The 25,942-nt window shown below is 72.8% G+C and carries 21 protein-coding genes and 1 riboswitch; of the genes, 19 read left to right on the top strand and 2 right to left on the bottom strand.

Features of this window, described 5'->3' with window-relative positions; genetic code table 11:
- Positions 1-4: 4 nt before the first annotated feature.
- The gene (locus G3I54_RS30940) at positions 5-853 is read right to left on the bottom strand and encodes a M12 family metallo-peptidase (RefSeq protein WP_164619407.1); all 849 of its coding nucleotides are present in this window, start codon (positions 851-853) and stop codon (positions 5-7) included.
- Positions 854-1,076: 223 nt separating this feature from the next.
- Between G3I54_RS30940 and G3I54_RS30935 the strand changes: the two genes are divergently transcribed.
- On the top strand, positions 1,077-1,949 hold the full coding sequence (locus G3I54_RS30935) for an ABC transporter substrate-binding protein (protein ID WP_164619405.1): 873 nt from the start codon (positions 1,077-1,079) through the stop codon (positions 1,947-1,949).
- A 10-nt stretch (positions 1,950-1,959) separates the two neighbouring features.
- Here G3I54_RS30935 and G3I54_RS30930 read toward each other — a convergent pair whose 3' ends face one another.
- The gene (locus G3I54_RS30930; RefSeq protein ID WP_164619403.1) at positions 1,960-2,385 is read right to left on the bottom strand and encodes a nuclear transport factor 2 family protein; all 426 of its coding nucleotides are present in this window, start codon (positions 2,383-2,385) and stop codon (positions 1,960-1,962) included.
- Between the two features lie 123 nt (positions 2,386-2,508).
- On the opposite strand from G3I54_RS30930, the gene G3I54_RS30925 reads away from it, so the two are divergent.
- The 18 genes from G3I54_RS30925 to G3I54_RS30840 all read left to right on the top strand — a co-directional run bounded on the left by G3I54_RS30925 (position 2,509) and on the right by G3I54_RS30840 (position 25,871).
- On the top strand, positions 2,509-3,078 hold the full coding sequence (locus tag G3I54_RS30925; RefSeq protein WP_164619401.1) for a PadR family transcriptional regulator: 570 nt from the start codon (positions 2,509-2,511) through the stop codon (positions 3,076-3,078).
- A 99-nt stretch (positions 3,079-3,177) separates the two neighbouring features.
- Positions 3,178-3,855: a helix-turn-helix domain-containing protein gene (locus tag G3I54_RS30920; protein WP_164619399.1), complete on the top strand. Its 678-nt coding sequence runs from the start codon at positions 3,178-3,180 to the stop codon at positions 3,853-3,855.
- Positions 3,852-5,231 (top strand): MFS transporter, encoded by a 1,380-nt coding sequence (locus G3I54_RS30915; RefSeq protein WP_164619397.1) that lies wholly within the window; start codon positions 3,852-3,854, stop codon positions 5,229-5,231. Before G3I54_RS30920 ends, G3I54_RS30915 begins: the two co-directional genes overlap by 4 nt.
- 173 nt (positions 5,232-5,404) lie before the next feature.
- The gene (locus G3I54_RS30910) at positions 5,405-6,421 is read left to right on the top strand and encodes a LacI family DNA-binding transcriptional regulator (protein WP_343240474.1); all 1,017 of its coding nucleotides are present in this window, start codon (positions 5,405-5,407) and stop codon (positions 6,419-6,421) included.
- A 69-nt stretch (positions 6,422-6,490) separates the two neighbouring features.
- On the top strand, positions 6,491-8,179 hold the full coding sequence (locus tag G3I54_RS30905; protein WP_203687407.1) for an ABC transporter substrate-binding protein: 1,689 nt from the start codon (positions 6,491-6,493) through the stop codon (positions 8,177-8,179).
- Positions 8,180-8,264: 85 nt separating this feature from the next.
- On the top strand, positions 8,265-9,242 hold the full coding sequence (locus tag G3I54_RS30900; protein ID WP_164619395.1) for an ABC transporter permease: 978 nt from the start codon (positions 8,265-8,267) through the stop codon (positions 9,240-9,242).
- A 23-nt stretch (positions 9,243-9,265) separates the two neighbouring features.
- Complete coding sequence (locus G3I54_RS30895; protein WP_239144662.1) at positions 9,266-10,264, top strand: ABC transporter permease; 999 nt, start codon at positions 9,266-9,268, stop codon at positions 10,262-10,264.
- A gap of 3 nt (positions 10,265-10,267) precedes the next feature.
- Positions 10,268-11,230 carry an ABC transporter ATP-binding protein gene (locus tag G3I54_RS30890; protein WP_164619393.1) on the top strand — a complete coding sequence of 321 codons (963 nt, stop codon included), beginning with the start codon at positions 10,268-10,270 and terminating at the stop codon, positions 11,228-11,230.
- Entirely contained in the window at positions 11,227-12,261 is a 1,035-nt protein-coding gene (locus G3I54_RS30885; RefSeq protein WP_164619392.1) for an ABC transporter ATP-binding protein, read from the top strand. The genes G3I54_RS30890 and G3I54_RS30885 overlap by 4 nt, the downstream gene beginning before the upstream one ends.
- Before the next feature lie 2 nt (positions 12,262-12,263).
- The gene (locus tag G3I54_RS30880) at positions 12,264-13,778 is read left to right on the top strand and encodes a glycoside hydrolase family 32 protein (RefSeq protein WP_164619391.1); all 1,515 of its coding nucleotides are present in this window, start codon (positions 12,264-12,266) and stop codon (positions 13,776-13,778) included.
- A 34-nt stretch (positions 13,779-13,812) separates the two neighbouring features.
- Complete coding sequence (locus G3I54_RS30875; RefSeq protein WP_164619390.1) at positions 13,813-17,376, top strand: glycoside hydrolase family 32 protein; 3,564 nt, start codon at positions 13,813-13,815, stop codon at positions 17,374-17,376.
- A 14-nt stretch (positions 17,377-17,390) separates the two neighbouring features.
- Positions 17,391-18,323, top strand: coding sequence for a carbohydrate kinase (locus G3I54_RS30870; protein ID WP_164619389.1), 933 nt, complete (start codon positions 17,391-17,393; stop codon positions 18,321-18,323).
- Between the two features lie 181 nt (positions 18,324-18,504).
- Complete coding sequence (locus G3I54_RS30865; protein ID WP_164619388.1) at positions 18,505-19,539, top strand: beta-ketoacyl-ACP synthase 3; 1,035 nt, start codon at positions 18,505-18,507, stop codon at positions 19,537-19,539.
- The gene (locus G3I54_RS30860; RefSeq protein WP_164619387.1) at positions 19,523-20,779 is read left to right on the top strand and encodes a beta-ketoacyl-[acyl-carrier-protein] synthase family protein; all 1,257 of its coding nucleotides are present in this window, start codon (positions 19,523-19,525) and stop codon (positions 20,777-20,779) included. The genes G3I54_RS30865 and G3I54_RS30860 overlap by 17 nt, the downstream gene beginning before the upstream one ends.
- A gap of 74 nt (positions 20,780-20,853) precedes the next feature.
- Positions 20,854-22,866, top strand: coding sequence for an acyl-CoA dehydrogenase (locus tag G3I54_RS30855; RefSeq protein WP_203687417.1), 2,013 nt, complete (start codon positions 20,854-20,856; stop codon positions 22,864-22,866).
- Between the two features lie 116 nt (positions 22,867-22,982).
- Positions 22,983-23,258 carry an acyl carrier protein gene (locus tag G3I54_RS30850; RefSeq protein WP_164619385.1) on the top strand — a complete coding sequence of 92 codons (276 nt, stop codon included), beginning with the start codon at positions 22,983-22,985 and terminating at the stop codon, positions 23,256-23,258.
- Positions 23,255-24,478: a beta-ketoacyl-[acyl-carrier-protein] synthase family protein gene (locus G3I54_RS30845; RefSeq protein WP_164619384.1), complete on the top strand. Its 1,224-nt coding sequence runs from the start codon at positions 23,255-23,257 to the stop codon at positions 24,476-24,478. The genes G3I54_RS30850 and G3I54_RS30845 overlap by 4 nt, the downstream gene beginning before the upstream one ends.
- 100 nt (positions 24,479-24,578) lie before the next feature.
- Positions 24,579-24,766: riboswitch (cobalamin riboswitch) on the top strand.
- Between the two features lie 58 nt (positions 24,767-24,824).
- Positions 24,825-25,871, top strand: coding sequence for an ABC transporter substrate-binding protein (locus G3I54_RS30840; RefSeq protein ID WP_164619383.1), 1,047 nt, complete (start codon positions 24,825-24,827; stop codon positions 25,869-25,871).
- Positions 25,872-25,942 lie beyond the last annotated feature (71 nt).

The raw sequence follows: 25,942 nt of genomic DNA, 5'->3' as shown, positions 1-25,942 counted from the left end.
CGGGTCAGGCCTTGTCGCGGTATCCGGCGACGATCGGCATCGTCTCGCGCAGCACCCGCACACCGTCGTTGTCCGCGTCGCCCAGCCGGTGACCCTTCCAGGTCTGCGTCGCGCTGGAGAACCGGCTGATCCGCCGGCAGTGGTCCCCGCACGCGGAGCGGTACGCCATGATCGTGTAGCGCTTGCCGTCCTCGGTGATCCAGCCGGTGTTGTACGGGCGGTTCCGGCTCACGCTCATCGAGCCGTCCGCGTTGCCCGCCAGCGTCGTGCGGTCATGGGCGAGGCCCAGGTTGTGGCCGATCTCGTGGCTCGCCGAATCCAGGTCGATCCCGTCGACGTCGACGACCGCGTAGGCGAACTCGTCCGTCGAGGCGTCGAGCGCCGGTGTGTAGTCCGCCGTGCCGCCGCCCCGCTGCGGCCGGTCCACGACGAGCGTGACCAGGTCGGCGCCGTACCGCGCGCGCTGTTCGTGCACCTGCCGTCCGAACCCCGCCGTGTGGTCCTTGAGGGTGGCGTGCACTGTACGGAACTCCTCCGAGCCCTCGTAGTCGGTCGCCGTGTACGGGTGGACGACGCGGATGATGCCGCAGAGCCCGCCCGCCGCCAGGGACCGGTTCATCCGCGTCGCGATCCGCTGGGCCGAGGCGGGTACCCGGTGCTCGCCGCCGACCCGCTTCGCGGCCTTCGGTGTGTGGACGATCAGTACGTCGACCACCGGACACCGCGCCGTCCTCGCCGCTCCCGCCGCCGCACGTGCCGTGACCCCTGCCGTGGCCGGCGCGTCCGCCGAGGCCGCACAGAGCGACGCGACGACGCCGACGGCCAGAGCTGCCTTCAAGAAGGTCGCGCGCATGGGGAGTTGACTCCGTCCGGAGGGGGCCGGCATGGGGCTGCCCGATGACTGAGGGTGCCTCATTTCTAACATTCGGTGACGGGTGCCGCCCATCGTGGCCGAAACCGGCTGACGGACGTTTGTTCCCTGGCCAGAGGGGTGTGGGGGCGACGAGGTGGGCAGGTACACGTGTACGAACTCGCACGAATGGAACGGCAGTCGGCGGCAGAGGGGCGTGTGTGACGTGACGGAACAGAGCGAATGGCGGTTCTCCGACGACCGGGGTCAGCAGTCGACGGCCCCCCGGCCGCCGGAGCGGGTGCTGGCCTATGTTCAGGCCGGGGCCACCCTGTGGGACCTCGGAATCCGGCCGGTGGGCATATTCGGCTCCGACCACGACGGGCCGGACCCCGACACGGCGAAGACCGGGACCCTGCCGCTGGACGAGGTCGAGTACGTCGGTGCGGGGGCCGCCCTCGACGTCGAGCGGCTGCTGAGCACCGGACCGGAGCTCGTGGTGGCCGTCAGCTACGGCGGCGGTCATGTCTATGGGCTGGCCCCCGAGACCGCCAAGCCGCTGGAGGAGCGGGTTCCGGTGGTCGTCCTCGACGTCAGCCAGGCCCGTACGTTCGGTGAGATCGGCGACCGGTTCGCCGCGCTGGCCCGCTCGCTCGGCGCCACGGAACGGCCGGGCGCGGACCGGGAGCTGGACGCCGCCCGGGAGCGGCTGCGCTCCGTCGTCGCCGCCACGTCCGGCGACGCGCCCCGGGTGCTCGCCCTCTCCCCGGCCGGCCCGGACCAGGCGCATGTCGCCCGCCCCAGGATGTGGCCCGAGCTACGCGTACTCACCGAACTGGGCGTCCAGGTCGTGGAGCCGGCCGAGGGCCCGGGGGCCAACTGGTCCACGCAGAACCGCTCCGACACCTTCGCGCTGCGCCCCGAGGTGATCCTGACCGACATCCGCGCCCACGCCGCCCCGCTGGAGGAACTGCGGGGGAGCGAGGGCGCGCCGACGCCCGTCGTCCCGTGGAACCCCGAGCCCCTCTACGGGCCCCGCGACCACGCCCGGTTCCTGGGCCTGGTCGCGGACGCCCTGGAGGCGGCGCGGGCGAGCTGAGCCCCGGGTTCTACGGGGCGGGGACGAGGCCGTCGGCGACCAGTCCGGCGAGCACCGCCTCGCCCAGCGCCTGGACGGCGGAGGCCGGACGGACCATCACGGTGAACTCCTTGATGCGTCCGTCCTCGGCCAGGTGCAGGAGGTCGATGCCGTGGATCTCCTTGCCGCCGACCGTGGCCCGGAAGAGCAGGACCGCCGACGGGGCCTCGGACCCGTCGGCGCTCGTCTGCGAGGCGCCCGCGAACTCACCGACGTACCGGAAGTCCTCGAAGGTGCGCAGCAGGACGCCGAAGAGGCCCAGCACCGCCGGCCGGCCCTCGAACGGGGTGAACTTCACCGGGCTGTAGAGCCGGATGTCCTCGGTGAACAGATCGTCCAGGGCGCCGAGGTCGCGGCTGTCGACGGCGGCGCGGAAGCGGTCCACTGCGGTGGTCATAGATCCTCCTCGATGAGGTGCGCCCTCGCTGAGGCGCGTTGCATAGTCATGAAAGTGACTAGTCAGTTTCATGACTATCATGAGGCTCGGTGTTCCGGACAGGGTGGAGAGGGAGGCGATCCGATGGCGTTGCGCCACGCGGTGCTGGCGGCGCTGCTCGACGAGGAGCTGAGCGGTTACCAGGTCACGAAGGCGTTCGCGGCGGGCGTCGCGAACTTCTGGCACGCCCTGCCGCAGCAGGTCTACGCGGAGCTGGCCAGGCTGGAGAAGGAGGGTCTGGTCGCGGGGCGCGAGGTCGTCCAGGAGGCGCGTCCCAACAAGCGGCTGTTCCGCGTCACCGGCGAGGGGCTGGCCGAGCTGGAGAGCTTCGCGTCCACCGCCGCCAAGCCCGCGTTCCTGCGGGAGGACCTGCTGGTCCAGGTCCAGGCGGCCGACCACCTCGACGCCGATGTGCTGATCGAGCGCCTCACCGAGCGGTACGCGTTCGCCGAGGCCAAGGCCGCACTGTTCGAGGAGCAGTTGCGCAGGATGCGCGACGGTCTGGACGAGGCGGAGTTCCTGCTCCGCGGCGCGCGTGTCGGCCCGTATCTCACCTGCCGACGTGGGCGGGACTTCGAGCGCGCCAACCGTGACTGGTGCCGGGATGTGATGGAGGTTCTCCGGGTGCGGCGGGAGGTTCCCGCCGACTCCTGACCGTCGCCGTCCGACCGCCGACCACCGCCGCCCAAGTTTCCCAAAAATATTCTGCAAAAATACTTTGGGAAAGTGTGCTTCCCGTTCTACGCTGCGGTCATGGACAGCGAAGGCGGTCGTCGCGTACTCGATCCGGCACAGGACGGGGCCGCCCTCAAGGCCCTCACCCACCCCCTGCGCCTCACCCTGCTCGGGCTGCTGCGGCAGCACGGCCCGGCCACCGCCAGCGAGCTCGCGGTCAGGACGGGGGAGTCCTCGGCCTCCACCAGCTACCACCTGCGGGTGCTCGCCAAGTACGCGTTCGTCGTCGAGGCCGACCACCGCGACAGCCGGGAGCGGCGCTGGAAGTCCGTGCACGACATGACCTCGTGGAGCAACGAGGCGATGCGCCGCAGCCCCGGCGGCAGCACGCTCCTCAGTGTCCTGCACCGCCGTCAGATCGAGCACCTCCAGCGGTCGCTGGACCGCCACGAGGCGGACCTGGAGAGCGGCCGGCTGGGCCGGGAGTGGCAGGAGCCGTCGGGCGTCAACGATTTCATGCCCCGGCTGACCCCCGAATCGCTCGCCGAGCTGTGGGGGGTGTTCCGGGCGAAGACGGACGAGCTGACCGCCCGCGACGCCGAAGACCCCCGCGCCGAACAGGTCGTACTGTTCGCCGCCGGACTCCCGCTGGCCCCGGACCCGGTGGCCGGTCAGGACCGCGCGGACGCCCCCGCCGAATCCGGGGCGACGGACGCCGCGGGCCCGGACGCCACCGCTGCCAAAGACGCCTCATGACCGGCGGACCGGCCACCGCCACCGCCGCCACCGGTCACGGCCTGGACGGCGCGACCACGCGCCGCCGGTTCGTCACGGTCTCCTTCCTCTTCTGGTTTCCCATCGGCATGTCCATCGCGACGGGAGTCCTCCTCTTCACCGAACGGGGCGTGGGCCTCGCCGCCGTCGCCGCCTTCTACGCCGTCCACTCCCTCACGGCCGCCGCGATGGAGCTGCCCACCGGCGGACTGTCCGACGTCATCGGGCGACGCCCCGCCCTGGCCGTCGCCGGGCTGCTCAACCTCGCCGCCTTCACCCTCATCGGCCTCGGCGCGGCGGCCTGGGCCATCGTGCTCGGCATGGGGCTGATGGGCCTCGCCCGCGCGCTGTCCAGCGGGCCCGCCGAGGCCTGGTACGTCGACACCGTCCACGCCCACGCGGGCCCCGACGCCGACCTGCGTACGGGCCTGGCGCGCGGCGGCTCCGCCACCTCGGCCGCCCTCGCGCTCGGCACCCTGCTCGGCGGCGGGCTGCCCTGGCTGCTCGGCCTCGCCCCCGGCGCGGGGGAGTGGCTGGCCGACACGACCGGTGGCCTGGTCATCCCGCTCTCCGTGCCCGCCCTGCTCGGCGCGCTGATCGAGGTCGTCTTCGTGCTCTACGTGCTCAGCGCTCTGCCCGAACCGCCCCGGCCCCGGACCACGCTGCGCCGGGTCGTGGGCGGAGTGCCCGCGGCCATCGCCGCCGGTCTCCGGCTCGGCGCCCGGGACGCCCTGATCCGGCGGATCCTGCTGACCGCGAGCGCCGCCGGAGCCGCGCTCGCGGCCCTCGAACTGCTCACCCCCGGCCGGGCCGCCGCCGTCATGGGAACGGCCGAGTCCGGGGCCCTGGTCTTCGCCGGGCTCGCCTGCGCCGGATACCTCTGCCACGCCCTGGGCAGTCAACTCGCCCCGTTCGTCGCCCGGTTCACCGGCGGCAGTGAGCGTGCGGTGCTCGCGAGCCTCGGGCTGGTGGCGCTGGGCCTGACCCTGCTCGGCCTCACCGCGCACTCGATGAGCACGCTCGCCACGGCGGTCGCCGTCACCGGCTACGGGCTGGTGTACCTCGGCCTCGGAGCCGCAGGCCCCAACGAGAACGACCTGCTGCACCGCCGGGTCGACGCTTCGGGCCGCGCCACCGCCCTCTCCGTCCAGTCGCTCTCCCTGCAACTGGTCGCCGCCGGCGCCGGACTGGCCGCCGGCACCCTGCCCACGGGCCCGCTGCCCTGGCTGCTGGCCGCCGCTGTCGTGATGGCCGGAGCCCTGCTCTGGGTCCGCCGCGCCGCTCCCGCGAAGCCGCTCCCGGGTGCTGTACCGCACACGGAGACGGAAGCTTCCGCAGCGGTGTCGGCCCGCCCGTAGAAGCCCCGTCCGGGGACCCCTGTCCGGCACACTTGTGGAAACGCTGTCCGGCAGACCCCTTGACACCGCTGGTTCACCGCTCGTAACTTGCGTGCAACATCGTACTAACGCGCGTTACTAAAGCGCGTAACCAGGAACGGTCCGCCATCGGCGGGACGCAGAGGGTAGGCAAAGTGGCCAGCAGCAGCGCGCGTCGCGTGACGATGAGCGATGTCGCCACGCGTGCGGGGGTCTCGCGCACCACGGTCTCGTTCGTCCTCAACGGGCGGGCGGATGCCGCGATCCCGGAGGAGACCCGGGCCCGGATCCGCGCGGCCATCGCGGAGCTGGGCTACCGGCCCAACGCCGGGGCGCGGGCGCTCGCCGCCAAGCGCAGCGAGTGGTACGGGCTGATCACCGAGATCGTCACCGCCCCCTTCGCGGTCGACGTGATCAAGGGGGCGCAGGACCGGGCCTGGGCGGACGGGAAGTTCCTGCTCATCACGGCGGGCGACAGCGACCCCGCCATGGAGGCCGCCGCCTTCGACAAGCTCCTGGAGCAGCGGGCCGAGGGGCTGCTGTACGCCACCACCTGGCACCGGGCCGTCACCCTGCCGCCCGCCGCCCGCGAGGTCCCGGTCGTCCTGGTCAACTGCTTCGACGCCCGGGGCGCCCTGCCCTCGGTGGTCCCCGACGAGGTCGCGGGCGGCCGCACCGCGACCCGGCGGCTCATCGAGGCGGGCCACCGGCGGATCGGGTTCATCAACCTGGACGCGGGCATTCCGGCGGCCGTCGGACGCCGCCAGGGCTACGAGCAGGCGCTGCGCGAGGCCGGTCTTCCGATCGACGAGGGCCTCATCGCCCCGGGGCACGCCACCGCCGACGCCGGATACGCCGCCGCCCGCGCCCTGCTGGACCGCTCCGACCGGCCGACCGCGCTGTTCTGCGGCAACGACCGCACGGCCATGGGCGCCTACGACGCCATCAAGGAACGCGGACTGCGTATCCCGGACGACATCGCCGTCATCGGCTTCGACAACCAGGAACTCATCGCCGCCTACCTGCGGCCCGGCCTCACCACGGTCGCCCTGCCGTTCGAAGTCATGGGGGCGAAAGGCGTCGACATGCTCGGCGCTCTCACAGCGGGCGAGCCGCTCGACACCACACAGGTGACGGTCGACTGCCCGCTGATCGAACGCTCGTCGGTCTGACTGCGAATCAGCCCGACGGGAATCCTCACCCGTCTTCGGTCCATGTGAAGAGAGAGAAGAGACCTCATTATGTCATCGTCGATACGTGCCCGGCGTGTCCGGCGTGCCCGGAGAGCGGCCCTGCTCGCCACCGCCGCCACGGCCCTGCTGCTCTCCGGCTGCAGCGGCGCCGGGGCGTCCGGTGCGGCGGACACCTCCGGCAAGCAGCTCCTCACCATTCCCCGTGAGGACTTCGCCACCTTCACCCGCAACTTCAACCCGTTCGCCCCCGGCCAGGTGGTCGCCCCGCTCACCAGCCAGGCCGTCTACGAGGCGATGCTCGTCTACAACCCCGCCGACGGGAAGACCACCCCGTGGCTGGCGACCTCCTGGGAGACCGCTCCCGACGGGAAGACCGTCACCTTCACCCTGCGCCCCGGCGTCAAGTGGTCCGACGGCAAGCCGCTGACCGCCGAGGACGTGGCGTACACCTTCGCCCTCCAGAAGAAGCTGCTCGGCGGCTACGAGTACCTGGAGTCGGCGCGGGCGGAAGGGGCCGGGAAGGTCGTCTTCACGCTCAACAAGCCCTACTCGCCGGGCGTCTTCGAACTCGGCAAGCAGGTCATCGTGCCCAAGCACGTGTGGGAGAAGGTGAAGGACCCGGCGAAGGACACCAACCCGAACCCGGTCGGCACCGGCCCGTACACCCAGGTCGCCGCCTTCCAGAGCCAGTCCTACGAGCTGCGGAAGAACCCCGAGTACTGGCAGCCGGACAAGCAGGCCGTCGAAGGCATCCGGGTCCTCGGCTTCTCCGGCAACGACAGCGCCAACCTCGCCTTCGTCAACGGGGAGGCGGACTGGACCCAGTCCTTCATCCCCGACATCGACAAGAGCTTCGTCGCCAAGAACCCCGAGCACAACAAGTACTGGTACCCGCGCACCGGTTCGCTGGTCGAGTGGACGATGAACACCACCAGGGCCCCCTTCGACGACACGGCGGTGCGCAAGGCCCTCAGCCAGGCCGTCGACCGGGAGAGCGTCACGAAGGTCGGCATGAACGGCTACACCGAACCGGCCGACTGCACCGGCCTGTCCGGCGGTTACGACACATGGCGCGACAAGTCCCTGGCGAAATCCTGCACCTGGACGAAGCACGACGCGGTCGCCGCGGGCAAGGCGCTGGACGCGGCCGGATACAAGAAGGGCGAGGACGGCAAGCGCACCCTCAAGAACGGCAAGCCGTTCGCCTTCGACATCTCGGTCGGCTCCGCCTCCTCCGACTGGCTCTCCGTCGCCAACATCATCAAGCAGAACCTCGCGGAGATCGGCGTCACCGCCACCGTGAAGTCGCCCGACTGGGCGGCGGTCGTGAGCGGTTACGAGACCGGTGACTACGACACCGGCATCGTCTGGAGCGACAACGGGGCCACCCCGTACCAGTTCTACCGCAACACCCTGTCCACCGAGTCGGTCAAGCCCGTCGGCACCCGGGCGCTGAACAACTACCACCGCTTCGGGACGAAGAAGGCCGACGCGCTCCTCGACACCTTCGCCGCCTCCTCCGACGCGGCGGGCCAGCGCGAGCAGATCGACGCCCTCCAGCGGCTCTTCGACGAGCAGGCGCCCGTGGTGCCGCTCTTCCCGGGCCCGGAGTGGGGCTCGTACACCGACACCCGGTTCACCGGCTGGCCCACCGAGGACAACCCCTACGCCACGCTCACCAACCGCGGCGACACGACCGTCCTCGTCCTGACGAGCCTGAAGCCCGTCAAGCGCTGACCCACCCCCGTCACCCGGCGTCCCCACCCCGTCGCACCTTCCGGCGGGGACGCCGGCCCCTCACAGCCACACAGAGAGGGACCCCGTGCGTTACCTCCTGCGCAACCTGGGCTTCTACCTGCTGGCCTTCTGGGCCTCCATCACCCTCAACTTCCTGCTCCCGCGCTTCATGCCGGGCGACCCCGTCTCCCGGATGTTCGCCCGCTCGCAGAGCCAGATGCAGCCGGAACAGATCGAACAGATCCGCCGGCTCTTCGGCCTGGATGACCGCCCGATGTGGCGGCAGTACATCGACTACATCGGTGACGTCTGCACCGGAAACATGGGCATCTCCCTGTCCCGCTTCCCGACCCCCGTCTCCGAGGTCATCGCCTCCCAGATCGGCTGGACCCTGCTCCTCGGAGGCACCGCGCTGGTCATCGCCGTCGTCATCGGCAACCTCCTCGGCATCCTCGCCGCCTGGCGGCGAGGCGGCGTCCTGGACTCGGTCTTCCCGCCGCTGCTCGTCTTCGCCGGGTCGTTCCCGTACTTCTGGCTCGCCATGGGCGCGCTCTACCTGTTCGGCATGGTGCTCGGCTGGTTCCCGCTGCGGCACGCCTTCGACGTCGGGCTGAGCCCCGAGCTGTCCTGGACGTTCATCTCCAACGCCTCCTCCCATCTCGTGCTCCCCGCCCTCACCATCGTCCTGGTGTCGGTCGGCGGCTGGATGCTCGGCATGCGCAACACGATGATCGCCACCGCGGCCGAGGACTACATCACCATGGCCGAGGCCAAGGGCCTCTCCACCGGACGGATCATGTTCCGCTACGCCGCCCGCAACGCCATGCTCCCCTCGGTCACCAACTTCGGCATGGCGCTCGGCTTCGTCGTCGGCGGCGCACTGCTCACCGAGGTCGTCTTCGCCTACCCCGGCGTCGGCTTCCAACTGCTCGCGGCGGTCCAGGGGCTGGACTACCCACTGATGCAGGGGATCTTCCTCACCATCACCGCCGCCGTGCTGGTCGCCAACTTCCTCGTCGACCTCGTCTACGTCCGACTCGACCCGCGCGTGCGCGTCCGCTGAGCGGCTGAGAAGGAGAAGACCCCATGAGTGTCCTCGACACCCGCACAGCCTCCGGGGAACGCGCCGCCGCCGCCCCGCCCGCGCCGAGGCGCGGCCGGGCCGGACTGCTCCGCGCCCTGCTCGCCAACCGAAAGGCCCTCTTCGGCGCCGCCGTCCTCGCGGTGTTCGTGCTGCTCGCGGTCCTGGCCCCGGTGATCGCCCCCGGCGACCCGTCCAGGATCAACAGCACCGGTGCCTCGGAGCCCTCCGCCGCCCACCCGCTCGGCACCACCGCCAAGGGGCAGGACGTCCTCGCCCTGACTCTCTGGGGCGCCCGCAGCTCCCTGCTCGTCGGCTTCTCGGTCGGGCTCGCCGCCACCGCGCTCGCCGTGCTCGTCGGCATGGCGGCCGCCTACTTCGGCCGCATCACCGACGACCTGCTGTCGCTGATCACCAATGTGTTCCTGCTGGTGCCCGGCGTACCGCTGCTGGTGATCCTCGCCGCGTTCATGCCGCCCGGCACCACCACCGTCATCCTGGTCCTGGTGATCACCGGCTGGGCGGGCTCCGCCCGGGTGCTCCGCGCCCAGGCCAAGTCGATCCGGGGCAAGGACTTCGTCGCCGCCTCCGTCGTCTCGGGCGAACGCCCGCTGCGGATCATGTTCCGGGAGATCCTCCCCAACATGGCCTCGGTCGTCATGACGACCCTGCTCGGCTGTGTCATCTTCGGCATCGGCGCCCAGGCCGGTCTGGAGTTCCTCGGCCTCGGCGACGCCTCCGTCGTCAGCTGGGGCACCAACCTCTACTGGGCCGGCAACGACGGCGCCCTGATGACCGGCGCCTGGTGGGTCTTCGTCCCCTCCGGCCTCTGCATCGCCCTGGTCGCCTTCGCCCTCGCGATGGCCAACTACGCGGTCGACGAGATCACCAACCCCCGGCTGCGCGCCCGCCGCCCCAAGACCCCGGCCGCCACCGAAGCACCGGTCGACACCGGGCCCCCGGCGGTCACCGAGGACCCGGCCGGCGCCCGGAAGGAGAGCTGAACCATGACCTCGTCCTTCGACGGACCCGTACTGGACGTGACGAACCTGCGGGTCGCGTACGGCGGCGACGGCCGCAGCGTCCTCGGCGCCGACGACATCTCCTTCTCCATCGGACCCGGTGAGGTCTTCGGCCTCGCCGGAGAGTCCGGCTGCGGCAAGTCGACCGTCGCCAACGCGATCATGCGCCTGCTGAAGCCGCCCGCCGCCATCACCGGTTCCGTGACCTTCAAGGGCCGCGACGTCCTCGCCATGGACCCCCGCGAACTGCGCGCCTTCCGGTGGCGCGAGATCGCCATGGTCTTCCAGTCCGCGATGAACTCCCTCAACCCGGTCCTCACCGTCGGCGAGCAGATCGGTGACATCTTCACCACCCACGAGAAGCTCAAGAAGCGCCACGCCAGGGCCCGTTCCGGCGAGCTCCTCGAACTCGTCGGCATCGACCCCGCCCGGCTGAAGTCCTACCCCCACCAGCTCTCCGGCGGTATGCGCCAGCGCGTCGTCATCGCGATGGCCGTCGCCCTGAAGCCCTCGCTCCTCATCATGGACGAGCCGACCACCGCTCTGGACGTCGTCGTCCAGCAGGAGATCATGGCGCAGATCGGCGACCTCCGGCGCGAGCTGGGCTTCTCCGTCCTGTTCATCACCCACGACATGTCGCTGATGATCGAGCTCTCCCACCGCATGGGCGTGATGTACGGCGGACGCCTCGTCGAACTCGCCCCCGCCAAGGCCCTGTTCGCCGAGCCCCTGCACCCGTACACCCAGGCCCTGATGGGCGCCTTCCCGCCGCTCACCGGCCCCCGCGTCCACCTCTCGGGACTCTCCGACGCGCCCAGGACCGCCGACAACTGCGGTTTCCACGCCGTCTGCCCCGAGGACCGGTCCGACTGCTCGCACCGCATCCCCGATCTGCGCGAGGTGGCCGAGGGCCGCTTCGTCGCCCGTACCGCCGGAGGCCCGCGATGACGCCCCAGGCACCCGCCACCACCACCCGTACGCCGGTGATGAGCGTGCGCGGTCTCACCAAGGACTTCACCTCCGGAGGGCTCTTCTCCCGGGCGCGCCACCGGGCGCTGAACGCCGTCGACCTCGACATCCCGTACGGGCGGATCGTCGCCCTCGTGGGCGAGTCCGGCAGCGGGAAGTCCACCCTGGCGCGCTGCCTGACCCGCCTGGAGCAGCCGACCCGGGGCGAGATCCGCCTCGACGGCCAGGATGTGCTGAAGACCCAGAAGCGCGGCGCGTCCCGGGCCTACCGGGGCGCTGTCCAGATGGTCTTCCAGGACCCCTTCGGATCCCTCAACCCCGTCCACCGCGTCGAGCACTTCCTGCGCCGCCCCCTGCTGCTGCACGGAAAGCCGGCGGAGGAGAGCGATCTGCGCGAGCTGATGACCACCGTCGGACTCGACGCCGACATGCTCCAGTCCTACCCGCACGAACTCTCCGGAGGGCAGCGCCAGCGCGTCGCCGTGGCCCGGGCCCTGGCCGTCGACCCGCGCCTGGTCCTCGCCGACGAACCGACCTCCATGCTCGACGTCTCCGTACGCGTCGGCATCCTCAACCTGATGCGCCGGCTGCGCGACGAGCGCTCCATCTCCATGCTCCACATCACCCACGACCTGGCCTCGGCCCGCTACGTCGCCGACACGACCCAGGTGCTGTTCGCCGGGGAACTGGTCGAGGGCGGCGACTCGCTCGCCCTGATGGACCGGCCCGCCCACCCCTACACTCAGCTCCTGCTCTCCGCCGTCCCCGACCCGGAGCGCACCGAGCCCTACGACCCGGTCCGGCGGGCCGCCCTGCGCGCCGCCGTCCTCACCCCCGAGTCCTGCCCGTACGCCGACGAGGGCGCCTGCAGCCGCACCACCCCCGTACGCCATGTCATCGGCGAGGACGACGGCGAACCGCACTGGGTGCGCTGCCACCTCTACGCCCCCGCCACCCCCACCGCGCGCCGCGTCCTGACGGCGCCGGTCCCGGAAACCGAGAACGGCTGACCATGACCCACGACCTCACCCTGCCCCGCGCCCGCCACCAGGACGCGCCGCAGGGCCTGGCCGAGCGTGCCGTGCTCGACCCGCACCGGCCCCGCTTCCACTTCACCGCCCCCGGCGGCTGGCTCAACGACCCCAACGGGCTGGCCCACCGCGACGGCGTCTACCACCTCTTCTACCAGTACAACCCGCTCGCCGCCGCCCACCACCGCATCCACTGGGGCCACGCCACCAGCCGCGACCTCGTCACCTGGACCGACGGACCCGTGGCCCTGGTGCCCGGCGCCGAGGGCCCGGACCGCGACGGCTGCTGGTCCGGCGTCCTCGTCGACGACGCCGGCACCCCCACACTCGTCTACTCCGGCCGGCACGGCGACCGTGAACTCCCCTGCGTGGCCACCGGATCGCCCGATCTGCGCACCTGGCGCAAGGACCCGGCCAACCCGGTCATCGCCGCCCCGCCGCCGGGCGACCTCACCGCCTTCCGCGACCACTGCGTCTGGCGCGAGGACGGTCGCTGGCGGCATCTGGTCGGCTCCGGCGTCCGGGGCCTGGGCGGCACGGCCTTCCTGTACGAGTCCGAGGATCTGCGCAGCTGGCGGTACGTCGGACCGCTGCTGACCGGCGACGCGTCCACCGGCAGCGCCGCCGACCCCGACTGGACCGGCACGATGTGGGAGTGCGTCGACCTGTTCCGCGTCGACGGCGCCGACATCCTCGCCTTCTCCGCCTGGGACGAGGGCACCACCCACCACCCCCTGTACTGGACCGGCCGCTACGAGGGCGACACCTTCACCCCGGACCGGCTGCACCGGCTCGACTACGGCGGGCGCTACTTCTACGCGCCGCAGTCCACCCGCGACGACCGGGGCCGCCGCATCATGTTCGGCTGGCTCCAGGAGGGCCGCGACGAGGACGCCACGGCGCGGGCCGGCTGGTGCGGGGTGATGTCGCTGCCCCGCGTCGTCACACGCGCCGCCGACGGGAGCCTCGCCCAGGCCCCGGTCCCCGAACTGGCCCGGCTGCGCCGCGAGTCGGTCCATGCCGGCGCGTTCCCCGTCGCCGACGGCACGTACGCCTCACTCGACGCCGTACGCGGCGACCAGCTCGACATCGAGGCCACCCTGCGCCTCGCCCCCGGCACCGCCGCCCGCGTCACCGTCCGAGCCTCGGGCGACGGGTCCGAGCGCACGGTCGTCGAAGTGGCCCGGGCGCAGGACGGCACCGGCACCCTGCGCCTGCACCGCGAGGCCAGCAGTCTCGACCCCACCGTCGACACCGAACCCCGTTACGGAGAGCTGCCGTTGAACGACAGCGGCGAGGTCGACCTGCGCATCCTCGTCGACCACTCGGCGCTGGAGGTCTTCGCCGGGGGCCGGGCCCTGACCGCCCGGATCTACCCCACCCTGCCCGACGCCCTCGGAGTGGGCATCGAGGCGGTCGGCGAGATCGCCGTGGCACGGTTCGACGCCTGGCAGATGGCCGCGATCTTCGACGGACCGCGCCCGCTCTGGCCCTGAACGGCCCTCAACCCACCCCTCTGAGGAGACGACGATGTCCATCTCTCGGCGCGCGCTCATCTCGACGACAGGACTGACCCTGCTGACCCCGCTGCCCCTCATCGGCCGAGCCGTGGCCGCGGCACGGACCGGCGCACCCGCACCGGACCCGACGCCTGTCCCCATCCCCGACCCGCTGGCCCTGACCGGCAGTTGGACCCGGAGCGCCGACGGCGGCCGGCGGGCGGCCGCCACGGCGGACCGGCCCGCTCTCGCTCTGAGCGAGCAGCGCGTCGAAGCCGTCGCCCGCTACGCGGCCCAGGTCACCGTCGACCCCGGCGCGACCGCGGCGCTCGTCGTGCGCGCGGCCCCCGACGGCACCGGCGGGTACGCGGCAGCCCTTGAGCCGAGGACCGGCCGCGTCAGGCTGCACGACCTCGCCACCGGCCGCGACCTCGCCCCACCGGCCCACGCAGACCTCCGCACCGGCACCGCCCACCGGCTCGCCCTCGCCATGGACGGCCCCCTGCTCACCGTCGAACTCGACGGCGCCCAGGTCCTCACCGCCCGCGACACCGCCCACACCCGCGGCGTCGTCGGCCTGCGCGTCACCGGCGCCACCGCCCTCTTCGGGCCGCCCGGCCTCACCGGAGTCGTTACCACGACCGCCACCGGCTGGCGCACCCAGGGCGGAACCTGGGACGCCACCGCCCTCGGCTGGCACGTGCGGCCCGAGCCGGGCGACGGCTGCCGGGCCGTCGCGGAGACCTCGGCGTACGACACCGAGTACCGCGCCGACCTCCAGATCCACGACCCCGGCACCACGGCGACGCTCCTCCTGCGGACCGACGCCACGGGCGCCACCGGCTACGGCGTGCAGGTCCAACCGCACCTGAAACGACTGCGGTTGTACCGTATCGACGGCGACGTCACGCTCGGCACCCACGAGACCGCCATCGAGCCGGGGCGGGTCTACCGCCTGCTCGTCCGCGCCGACGGGCCCGAGCTGCGGGTCCGCTGGCAGAGCGACTTCATCGCCCCCGACGGCTACGCCCCGGTGATCACCGCCACCGACACCGCCCACGCCTCCGGCCGCTTCGGCGTCGCGGTCTCGGGCGGCACGGCCTCCTTCGAGAACCTCGCCCTGACCGACCTGGTCACGGACCTCGACGGCTGGGCCACCGCCTCCGGCACCTGGACCCCCGACCTGCGCGGCATCCGCGCCGAGGGCTCCACCGCCCTGCGCACCGCCCCCTTCGCCTCCGGAGACATCCTGCTGAGCGCCGACCTCCGTCCGGCGGGCGCCACCACCGTGGGCCTGATCGTGCGCGCGGACGCCCGGGGGAGCGGTGGCTACGAGGCCCGGCTCGACGCCACCGGCGTACGCCTGTTGGACCGCGCGGCCGGCACCGTACTCGCTCAAGCTCCCTTCCCCGTACGCCCGTACACGGCCGGGGCCACGTACCGGACCGAGGTGCGGGCGCTCGGCCGGGACATCGCCGTGACCGTGGACGGCGTCCCCGTCCTGGAGGCCACCGTCACCCGCACCACGGGCGCGACGACCGCCCTGACGTCGACCGGCGGAACCGCGCACTTCCAGGAGGTCCGCGCCCGCACCCCGCAGAACTGGTTCACCGGCCCCCACCGCCCGGCCCAGCACTACACCCAGCTCGCCTCGCACACCAGCGACCCCAACGGGCTGGTCTTCCACGAGGGCGAATACCACCTCTTCCACCAGGACTCCGGCGAGTGGGCGCACGCCGTCTCCACCGACCTCCTGCACTGGCGTCAGCTGCCTGTCGCGCTGCCCGTCTCCGACCACGGCCACACCTGGTCCGGGTCGTGCGTGGCGGACACCGACGACACCAGCGGGCTCTTCGGCGGCGGCAGCGGACTGATCGCCTACTACACCAGCTACCACCCGGACCGGCCCGGCGGAAACCAGAGCGTGCGCATCGCGTTCAGCAAGGACCGGGGGCGCTCCTGGGAGTGGCACGGGCCGGACCCCGTCGTCCAGAACCCCGGCGGTCCGGACGGCGATTGGGACTTCCGCGACCCGAAGGTCGTCCGCGACGAGAAGCACGGCCAGTGGGTGATGGCGGTCTCCGGCGGCGACCACGTCCGCTTCTTCACCTCCACCGACCTCCTCACCTGGGCCCACCGCTCCTCCTTCGGCTACGGCGACTGGGTGACCGGCGGCGTCTGGGAGTGCCCGGACTTCTTCCCGCTGCCCCTCGACGGCGACGACGCGCAGCCGCGCTGGGTCCTGGCGATCTCCACGGGCGCCGTCCGCCGCACCGACGGGTCGGCCGCCGAATACTTCCTCGGCGACTGGGACGGCACGACCTTCACCACCACCAACACCCCCGGCACCCCGCTGCGCGCCGAGGCGGGCCGCGACTACTACGCCGCCATGACCTTCGCCGGCCTGCCGGACGGCAGGCGCGTGCAGCTCGCCTGGCTCAGCAACTGGGACTACCCCTTCAGCGCCCCCACCGGGGAGTGGAACGGCCAGCTCGGGCTGCCTCGCGAACTGACCTTGTCCGGCACCGGACTTGTCCAGCGACCGGCCGCCGAGACCCGCGCCCTGCGCCGGGACCGCACCCGTATCGAGGACGTCACCGTGAGCCCGGGCTCACCCGACCCCCTCGCCGGGATGCGCGGCCGCTCCTACGAGATCGAGGCGGAGATCGCCCTGCCCGCCTCCGGCGCGGCCACCGAGTTCGGCCTCCGGCTCCGCACGAACGGGGCCCGCCACACCACGATCGGCTACGACACCGGGGCGGGGGAACTCTTCGTGGACCGGACGGCGAGCGGCCCGGCGGACTTCACCGAACACTTCGCGGGCCGCAGCTCCACACCCCTGCCGCTCACCACGGTCGACGGTGAACGGCGCCTGCGCGTGCACCTGTTCATGGACACCAGCGCCGTCGAGGTCTTCGGCGGCGACGGCCGGGCCACCCTCACCAGCCTGCTCCTGCCGGAACCGGACGCGCAGGGCATGTCCTTCTACGCCACCGGGGGCGCCGCCCGGATCGTCACCCTCGACGTGCACCGGCTGGCGGACGTCTTCCGTGTCACCGACCAGGACCCGGACCACCCGGAGCCCGCCGCGGGGGAGTTCCGCAACAGCGGCCTCGGCACCCTGACCGTTCTTCCGGCCGGCCGCTGGACCACCACCGGCGCGGGCAGGACAGGACAGTTCGACCGTGACTCCACCGCGCTGTCCAGCACCGAGTACGCGGATTTCGAGCTGACCACGTTGGTCCGGTTCGGCGGCCCCGGCCCGGCGGAGGGCGGTGCGGGTTCGTTCCTGCTGCGGGCCTCCGCCGACGCGGCGGACGGCTACGCGGTCAACCTGGACCCGAACCTGCGCACCGTCCGGCTCTTCCGCAGGGACGGCGGGCGGAGCACGGTCCTCGCCGAGGCGCCCCTGCTCGTCCGCACCGGGAGCACGCTGCCGCTGCGGATCCGCGCCCGCTCCACCCGTATCGAGGTGCTGGTAGGCGACCGTACGGTCATCGACGCCGCCGACGGAGCCCATGGACGGGGCAGGATCGGGCTGAATGTGTTCGGAGGCCGCGCCGCCTACCAGGACACCCATGTCACGGCAGTTTAGGAGAACCGACCCCCATGCTCGACCACAGCGAACTGCTGGTCATCGGTGAATGCGTCGCCGACATCGTCCGGCTGCCGGACGAGGCCGACCGGGTCCACCCGGGCGGCAGCCCCGCCAACGTCGCGTACGGCCTGGCCCGCCTCGGCCACCGCGCCGTCCTGCTCACCCAGCTCGGCCCGGACGAGAACGGGCGGCTCATCCGCGAACACCTCGTCTCCGGCGGGGTCGACGTCCGCACCGACGGCTCCACCGCTCCCACCCCGTCGGCCGCCGTCACCCTGGACGGGGCCGGGCAGGCCGGTTACGCCTTCGACGTCTCCTGGACCCTCGCCCCGGTCGCCGTCGGACCCGCCCCGGTCCATGTGCACACCGGGTCGATCGGCGCGGTGGTGGAGCCCGGGTCCGCAACGGTCCTGGACCTCGTGCGCGCCGCCCGGGCCACCGCGACCGTCAGCTACGACCCCAACGTCCGGCCCGGCCTCATGGGCGACCACGCGGCGGCCGTGCGCCGGGTCGAGGAGTACGTCGCTCTGAGCGACCTGGTCAAGGCGAGCGACGAGGACCTGGAGTGGCTGTATCCGGGGGAGGAGCCGGAACAGGTCGCGGCCCGCTGGCTGGGGCGCGGGCCCGCCGTCGTGCTCGTCACCCGGGGCGGCGACGGGGCCCTGGCCGTGCTGCCCGGCGGCCGGGTCACGGTGGCGGCGCCGGCGGTCGAGGTCGCCGACACCGTGGGCGCGGGCGACGCGTTCATGTCCGGGACGCTCCACGCCCTCGCCGGGCACGGCCTCCTCGGCCCGGACGCGCGCGAGCGGCTGCGCGCCGTGGACCGGGACACGGTGGTCGGCGTCCTGCGTCACGCGGTGGCCTCCGCCGCCGTGACCGTCTCCCGGGCAGGGGCCAACCCGCCCGGCCCGGACGAGCTCCGGAAAGCCCTCACTCGTAACTGACGCCTCGTCATGACCCGTTCGGCGCAGTCGAACGCACCCTCGTGAGACGTTCCGCCGTTCGTCAACCCGATGCAGTACGACAACGGGATCGGGGCAACGGGTGGCGAGGAGACGGACGGCCGACAGCGGTACGGAACCGGGGACGCGGGCGGGCGTCTTAGCGGCCGGGACGCGCACGGCGGTGCTGGAGGGCGTGGCGGGCTGGGTGCCGGGGGAACCGGTCGGCAACGACCGGCTGCCCGCCGACTGGGACGTGGACGACGCCTGGGTCCGCCGTCGCACCGGCATCGGCAGCCGGCACCGCGCCGGCGAGGGCGTCGCCACCGGGGACCTCGCCTACGAGGCGGCCGCCCGGCTGCTGGCGCGCGCCCCGGCGGCGGGCGAGGTGGACGCGGTGGTCCTCGCCACCGCCACCCCCGACCACCTCTGTCCGGGCACCGCCCCCGCGCTCGCGGCCCGGCTCGGACTCGGCACCGTACCGGCGCTCGACCTCGCCGCCGTGTGCAGCGGCTTCGTCTACGGACTCGCCGTCTGCCACGGTCTGGTCGCATCGGGCCTCTACGGGCGGGTCCTGCTGGTCGGCGCCGACGTCTACTCGACCTGGCTCGACCCGGCCGACCGCTCGGCGGGCGTCGTCTTCGGCGACGGGGCGGGCGCCGCCCTGGTGGCGGCCGGGCACTCCGGCGACCCCGGGGAACTGCTCGCGTTCGACCTGGGCAGCGACGGTACGGGCTACGAGCTGATCACCGTCCCGGGCGGCGGGGCCCGCGCACGGGCGAGCGGAAAGCCGCCGGGCCTGGGCGACGGGTTCTTCCGGATGCAGGGCGGCACCGTCTACCAGCACGCCGTCGAGCGGATGACCGGCTCCTGCCGGACGCTCCTGGACCGGGTCGGCTGGGACCCGGCCGAGGTCGACCGCTTCGTGCCGCACCAGGCCAACGCCCGGATCCTGCGCGCCGTCGCGGAGCGGGTCGGCATCGCGCCGCAGCGCTGCGTCACCCATCTGGAGCGGGTCGGCAACACCGGCGCCGCCTCCATCCCGCTGGCCCTGGCCGACGCGGCGGACGAGGGCCGCCTCCGCGCCGGCGACCGGGTGCTGCTCACCGCCTTCGGGGGCGGACTGACCTGGGGTTCGGCGGCACTTCGCTGGCCGGGGACCCCGCAGACCATTTCCACGGATTCTACGGAAGGAACACAGCATGTCGCTCCCCGCTGATCAGGGCACCGAGGCCGGAGCCGGCACCGCCATCGCGGTGACGGGGGTCGGCCTGGTGACACCCGCAGGGGCGGACGAGCACAGCTTCTGGGAGGGGCTGTGCTCCGGGCACTCCACCGCCCGGCGGTGCGAGGAACTCGCCGGTCTGCCGGTGGACTTCGCCTGCCCGGTGGACGGCATCGACCTGGACGCGGCGGTGGGCGGCCGCTCGGTGTGGCGGATGGCCCGGTTCGTGAAGCTGGCCCTGGTGGCCGCCCGGCAGGCCGTCGCCGACGCCGGCCTCGACCCGGCGCGGTGGGACGGCAGCCGGGTCGGGGTGGTCCTCGGCGTGGGCGTCGGCGGGGTCTCCGTACTGGTCGACAACGCCGCCAGGCTGGCGGCCTCGGGGCCCGAGGCGGTCTCCCCGCTGCTCGTCCCGATGATGATCCCCAACGCGGCGGCGGGCGAGGTCGCCATCGCGCTCAAGGCGGGCGGCCCGAGCCTCGCCCCCGCCACCGCCTGCGCCTCCGGGGCCACCGCCGTCGCCGTCGCCCGCGATCTGCTGCTCGGCGGCAGCTGCGACGTGGTGGTGGCGGGCGGCGCGGAATCGGTGCTCACCCCGCTGGTGGTCACCGCCTTCGCCCGGATGGGCGCGCTGTCCACCCGCACCGGCGACCCGGCGGCCGCGTCCCGCCCGTTCGCCGCCGACCGCGACGGCTTCGTCATCGGCGAGGGCGCGGCGATGCTCGTCCTGGAGCGCGAGGCCGGGGCCCGCGCCCGGGGCGGCCGTCCACGCGCCCTGCTCACCGGGGCCGGGTCCAGCACGGACGCCCACCACCCCACCGCCCCGGCCCCCGACGGACACGGCGCCCAGCGGGCGGTCCAGGCGGCGCTCGACCAGGCGGGCTGGACGCCGCGCGACGTCGACCACATCAACGCCCACGGCACCTCCACACCCCTCAACGACGCCATGGAGACCACCCTCATCTCCCGGCTCTTCCCGCACCGGCCGCCGGTGACCGCGCCCAAGGGCGTCGTCGGACACACCCTGGCGGCGGCGGGCGCGATCGAGGCGGTGGCGACCGTCCTGACGCTGGAACGTTCCGCCATTCCGCCGATCGCCAACCTGGACGCGCTGCCCGACGCCTTCCCGCTCGACTGCGTGACCAAGGAGCCCCGTCAGCAGCGGGTCGAGCGGGCGCTGAGCCACTCCTTCGGCTTCGGCGGCCACAACGTCGCCCTCGCCTTCCAACGCGCCTGATAAACGGGGGCATTTCGGGACGGCGGGGGGTGTCCTCGCCGTTCCTTGATCGTTACTGTGTTGTGACCGTCATGATGAACGACGCGGCCCCGCCGTCCACGAACGAACTGCTCACCGCAGTGCTCTTCGGACCGAACTTCCGTCAGGAACACGGCTTCTGGCGGCGGCTGCTCACAACAGAACCGTTTCGCCGCCCCGGTGGCGGCACCCCCGACGAACGACTCGCCCTCTCCTACCACCGGATGCGCATCCTCAACAACGCGCTCGACAGCGGCGCGAGGCTCGCCGCCGACCCCCGGGCGCTGGCCGCCCTGCACGAATGGCTCGGCCCCGTCGACCCGGCGCTGACCACCGTGGCGGGCATCCACTACAACCTCTTCCTCGGCAGCCTCCTCGACCACGACGCGGGCACGCTGCGCGACTTGTCGGACTTCCTCGCCCTGCGGCGCGTGGGCACCTTCCTCTGTACGGAGGTGGCGCACGGCAACGACGCGGCGTCCGTCGAGACCACCGCGACGTACGACCCCGAACGCGACGGCTTCGTCCTGCACACCCCGCACGCCGGTGCACAGAAGTTCATGCCCAACACCAGCCCCGCCGGAGGCCCCAAGTCCGGTGTGGTGGCAGCCCGGTTGCTCGCCGACGGCGCCGACCGCGGAGTCTTCCTCTTCCTCACCCCGCTCACCGACGCCCACCGCGCCCTGCCCGGCGTCCGGGTGCGCCGGCTGCCCGCCCGGATGGGTTCCCCGGTCGACCACTGTCTGACCTCCTTCGACCGCTGCTTCGTCCCGCGTGACGCGCTGCTCGCCGGACAGCAGGGACGGATCGGCGACGACGGCCGCTTCCACAGCGAAATCCCCAACCGCAGAAGGCGGTTCCTCACCTCCATCGGCCGGGTCACCCCCGGCAAGCTCTCCATGAGCGCCTGCGCGGTCGGCTCCGCCCGGGTCACCCTGGCCATCGCCGTCCGCTACGCCGGTCACCGGATGATCTCCGGATCGCGCGCCGCGCAGCGGGTCCCGGTGTACGCGCACCGCACCCACCACGGGCCGCTGGCCGGGGCGATGGCCACCGTCTACGCGATGAGCCTGCTGCACCGCAGGGCCCTGGACCGCTGGGAGTCGGCCCCGGAGGCCGACCGGGACGAGGCGGAGCGCCTGGTGGCCGTCGCCAAGGGGTGGATCACCTGGCAGGCGCGCGGCGTCATCGTCGAATGCCGTGAACGGTGCGGCGCCCAGGGGCTCCTGGAGAACAACGGCATGACCGAACTGTTCACCGGCATCGAGGGCGCGATCACCGCCGAGGGCGACAACCTCGCCGTGCACGCCAAGGCCGCCGCCGAGATGCTGTTCAGCGCCACCGCCCGGGAAGCGGCCGCCGACGACGGCCCCGGCGAGCTCGACGATCCCGCCTTCCTCGGCCGGCTCGTCGCGGCCGTGGAGGACCTCTGGTTCGCCCGCGCCCGGACGCGGATGAGCGCCGCCCCGCCCGGCGACCCGCTCGGCCGCTGGAACGCCGCCTCCCCGGCCGCGCTGCGCGGCGTCGAGGCGTACGCCTACCGGCAGGCGGACGAAGCGTACGCCGAGGCCGTCGCCGCGCTGCCCGAGGGCGAGGCGCGCGAGCGGCTGACCGAGCTGCGCAGGCTCTTCGCGCTCCAGTGGATCGCCCGCAACAGCGGCGACCTGCTCGCCTCCGGACGGCTGACCGCCGATCAGGTCACCTTTCTGCCCGACACGGTGGAGGAGGCGGTCGCCGCCGTGGCCGCGCACACCCCCGCCCTGGTCGGCTCCTTCGCGCTTCCCGAGCGCCTGATGTCGGACTGGCCGATCGCCGGACCCGGATACGCGGATGTCTACGACGACCCCGAGGGGCCCTGGCACCGGGGCCGCAGGGCGGGAATCCGGGGCCGCGCGGCGGAGTTCGAGCGGCCCGTCTGCGGCAGCCGGAGGCGTCCGCTGCGCGAGAAGGTGGCCGCGCTCGGCACCCGCGGCGTCCTGCTGGCGTACTGGGGAACCACCTCGATGCTCTCCCGATGGTTCGAGAAGCCGCAGGTGAGCGTAGACGAATCGGTTCGCCCCAAGGCGTAACCGGAAGATCGTCATCCAGTTACTTCGGGCGGTGGGTCGCTGCGTTCGACCACCCGCCGCACAGGAAATGCCCGAGCCGGCGCCATGCCGACGAAATGCCGATGAGAGGAATCGCCATGAAGACCATCCACCCCAAGATCACCGAGGTACTCACCGGGACGTTCAAGGTGCCCGCCGCCGAGATCCTGCCGGAGTCCACGATGGACAGCCTGGAGATGGACTCCCTCGCGGTCGCCGAGTTCGCCGTCATCATCAAGGAGACGCTGGGCGTCGACGCCGACTCGGAGAAGCTGTACAAGGACGCCACGCTGGCCGACATCTCCGCGTACATCGACGCGGCCGTCGGCAGCGCGGCGGCCGAGGCCACGGTGCCGGTGAGCAACACCCGATGAAGCGACCCGCCGTCGCCGTCACGGGGCTGGGCATGATCACCCCGGTCGGCCACACCACCGACACCACCTGGGACGGAGTCTGCGCCGGGGAGTCACCCGCCCGCACCGTCCCCGAACTGCACGGCTGCGCCGTCGACTTCGCCTGCACGGTCTCCGGCATCGACCTCGACGACGCGGTCGGCGGCCGGACCGCTTTCCGGATGGGCCGGTACGTCAAGTTCGCCGTCCTGGCCGCCCGGGAGGCGGTCGCCGACGCCGGGCTCGACCCCGAGCACTGGGACGGAGCCCGGGTCGCCGTCGTGGTCGGCACCAGCAGCGGAGGGTCCGCCGGACTCACCGAACAGGCCGTCGCCCTGGAGCGGCGCGGCCCCGAGGCCACCTCGCCCTCGGGCATCCTGCTGACCATCCCGAACATGCCCGCGGCCGAGATCGCCATCCGGATGAAGGCCACCGGCCCCAGCCTCGCCCCGTGCACGGCCTGTTCGTCCGGGGTGACCGCCCTGTCGGTGGCCCGGGACATGCTGACGCTGGGCCACTGCGACATCGCCATCGCCGGGGCCACCGAGTCGATCGTGTTCCCGGTCGCGATGACCGGCTTCGCCCGCTCCGGCGCGGCAGCGCTGCGGGACGGCGACCCCGCCCGCCTCTGCCGGCCCTTCGCCGCCGACCGGGCCGGGATCGTCATGGGCGAGGGCGCGGCGATCATGGTCCTGGAGCGGGCCGAGGACGCCCGGGCCAGAGGAGCCTCCCCCCGGGCGCTGATCGCCGGCACCGGCGCCACCACCGACGCCCACCACCCCACCAGCCCCCACCCCTCCGGGGACATCGCGCGGGCGGCCGTCGACGGTGCGCTGCACGACGCGGGCTGGCGGCCCGAAGACGTCGACCACGTCAACGCGCACGGGACGTCGACACCCCTCAACGACGCCACCGAAGCCGCGATCATCGGCCGGGCCTATCCGCACCGGCCGCCCGTCACCGCCCCCAAGGGCGTACTGGGCCACTGCATGGGGGCGGCCGGCGCCATCGAGGCGGGCCTGACGATCCTCACGCTCCAGCACGGGGTGGTCCCGCCGATCGCGAACCTGGACGCCCCCGCGCCCGGGTTCGACATCGACTGCGTCACCAAGACCCCGCGCGAGGTGCCCGTACGGCGGGCCGTCAGCCACTCCTTCGGCTTCGGCGGTCAGAACGCGGTGATCGCCCTCCAGGCTCCGTAACGGCGGAGTCCGCCGGGCCGGTGCGGCGGGCCGATCCCGCGCCGCACCGGCCCCGCGCCCAGCGGGCCGCCGCACCGCGTCTGATCTGCGGGAAGACGCGTGATAGCTTGCCGGGGCCAGTCGAACCCCAGCGACGGGGTCAGGGAATCCGGTGCGAAACCGGAACTGACGCGCAGCGGTGAGGGGGACGGGCGGGGCCACGGCCACTGGAGCACCCACGTGCTCTGGGAAGGCGTCCCGCCCGGACGAACCCGAGTCCGAAGACCTGCTGGCGCCCGCGCCCGCACCGTGGCGCGGGAACGTACGACGGGCTCCGCGGCTGGGCCCAGAGACACAGAGGTCCTTCGTGCTGTCCACGGCCACTCCCGCCCCGATACGTACCGCCGCCCTGCTCGCCGCGGGGCTCCTGCTGCTGACCGCCTGCGGCGAGGGCGGGAGCACCGGGGCCGCCGACGGGGAGAAGGCCGAGGGCTTCCCGCTCACCTTCAAGAACTGCGGGCGCACCGTCACCGTGAAGGCTCCGCCCCAGCGGGCCGTCTCCGTCGACCAGGGGTCGACCGAGATCCTGCTCTCGCTCGGGCTCGCCGACCGGCTCGCCGGTACCGCCACCTGGAGCGACCCGGTCATGAAGGGCCTGGAGAAGGCCAACGCCGGCGTCGAGCGCATATCGGAGAACCGGCCCTCCTCGGAGAAGGTCCTCGACAAGGAGCCCGACTTCCTCAGCGCCTCCTTCGCCTCGACCCTCGCCAAGGGCGGCGTCGCGCCCCGCGAACAGTTCGAGAAGCTCGGCGTCCCGACCTACATCTCGCCCGCCGACTGCGTCGGCAAGGACAACAGCGGCGGCGGCGACGGAGCCCGTACCGCACCGCTGACGATGGACAGCGTCTACACGGAAGTCCGCGAGCTGGCCCGGGTGTTCGGCGTCCCCGGGCGCGGTGACGCCCTGGTGAAGAAGCTCCGGGCCCGCGTGGCCAAGGCCACCGACGGCGTCGACGCCTCGGACGCCTCCCTCCTCTACTGGTTCTCCGACTCCAAGGCCCCTTATCTCGCGGGCTGTTGCGGCGCCCCCGGCGTCATCACCAAGGAGCTCGGCGCGAAGAACGTCTTCGACGACACCCACGACGAATGGCCCCAGATCAGCTGGGAGACCGTCGCCGACCGCAACCCCGACGTCCTGGTCATCGGCGACCTGAGCCGTATGATGCAGACCGCCGAGAGCGCCGAGAAGAAGATCGAGTTCCTGGAGTCCAACCCGGTCACGAAGACGATGGACGCCGTCAAGAACCGCCGTTACGTGCTGCTCAGCGGCCAGGCCATGAACCCCACCATCCGGACCGTCGAGGGCCTGGAGCGCGTCGCGGCCGGACTGCGCGACTTCGGGCTCACGGGGTGAGTGCCGCGAAGCGGAGGGCGGCGGAGCCCGCGCCGCCTGCGATCCCCGCGACGGAAGCGCGCCCGGCCGCC

This window comes from Streptomyces sp. SID14515 (genome assembly GCF_010548505.1).
Taxonomy (GTDB): Bacteria; Actinomycetota; Actinomycetes; order Streptomycetales; family Streptomycetaceae; genus Streptomyces; species Streptomyces caviscabies.
Note: the sequence above shows the minus strand (reverse complement) of the source record. Positions and strands in the feature narration are given on the sequence as shown.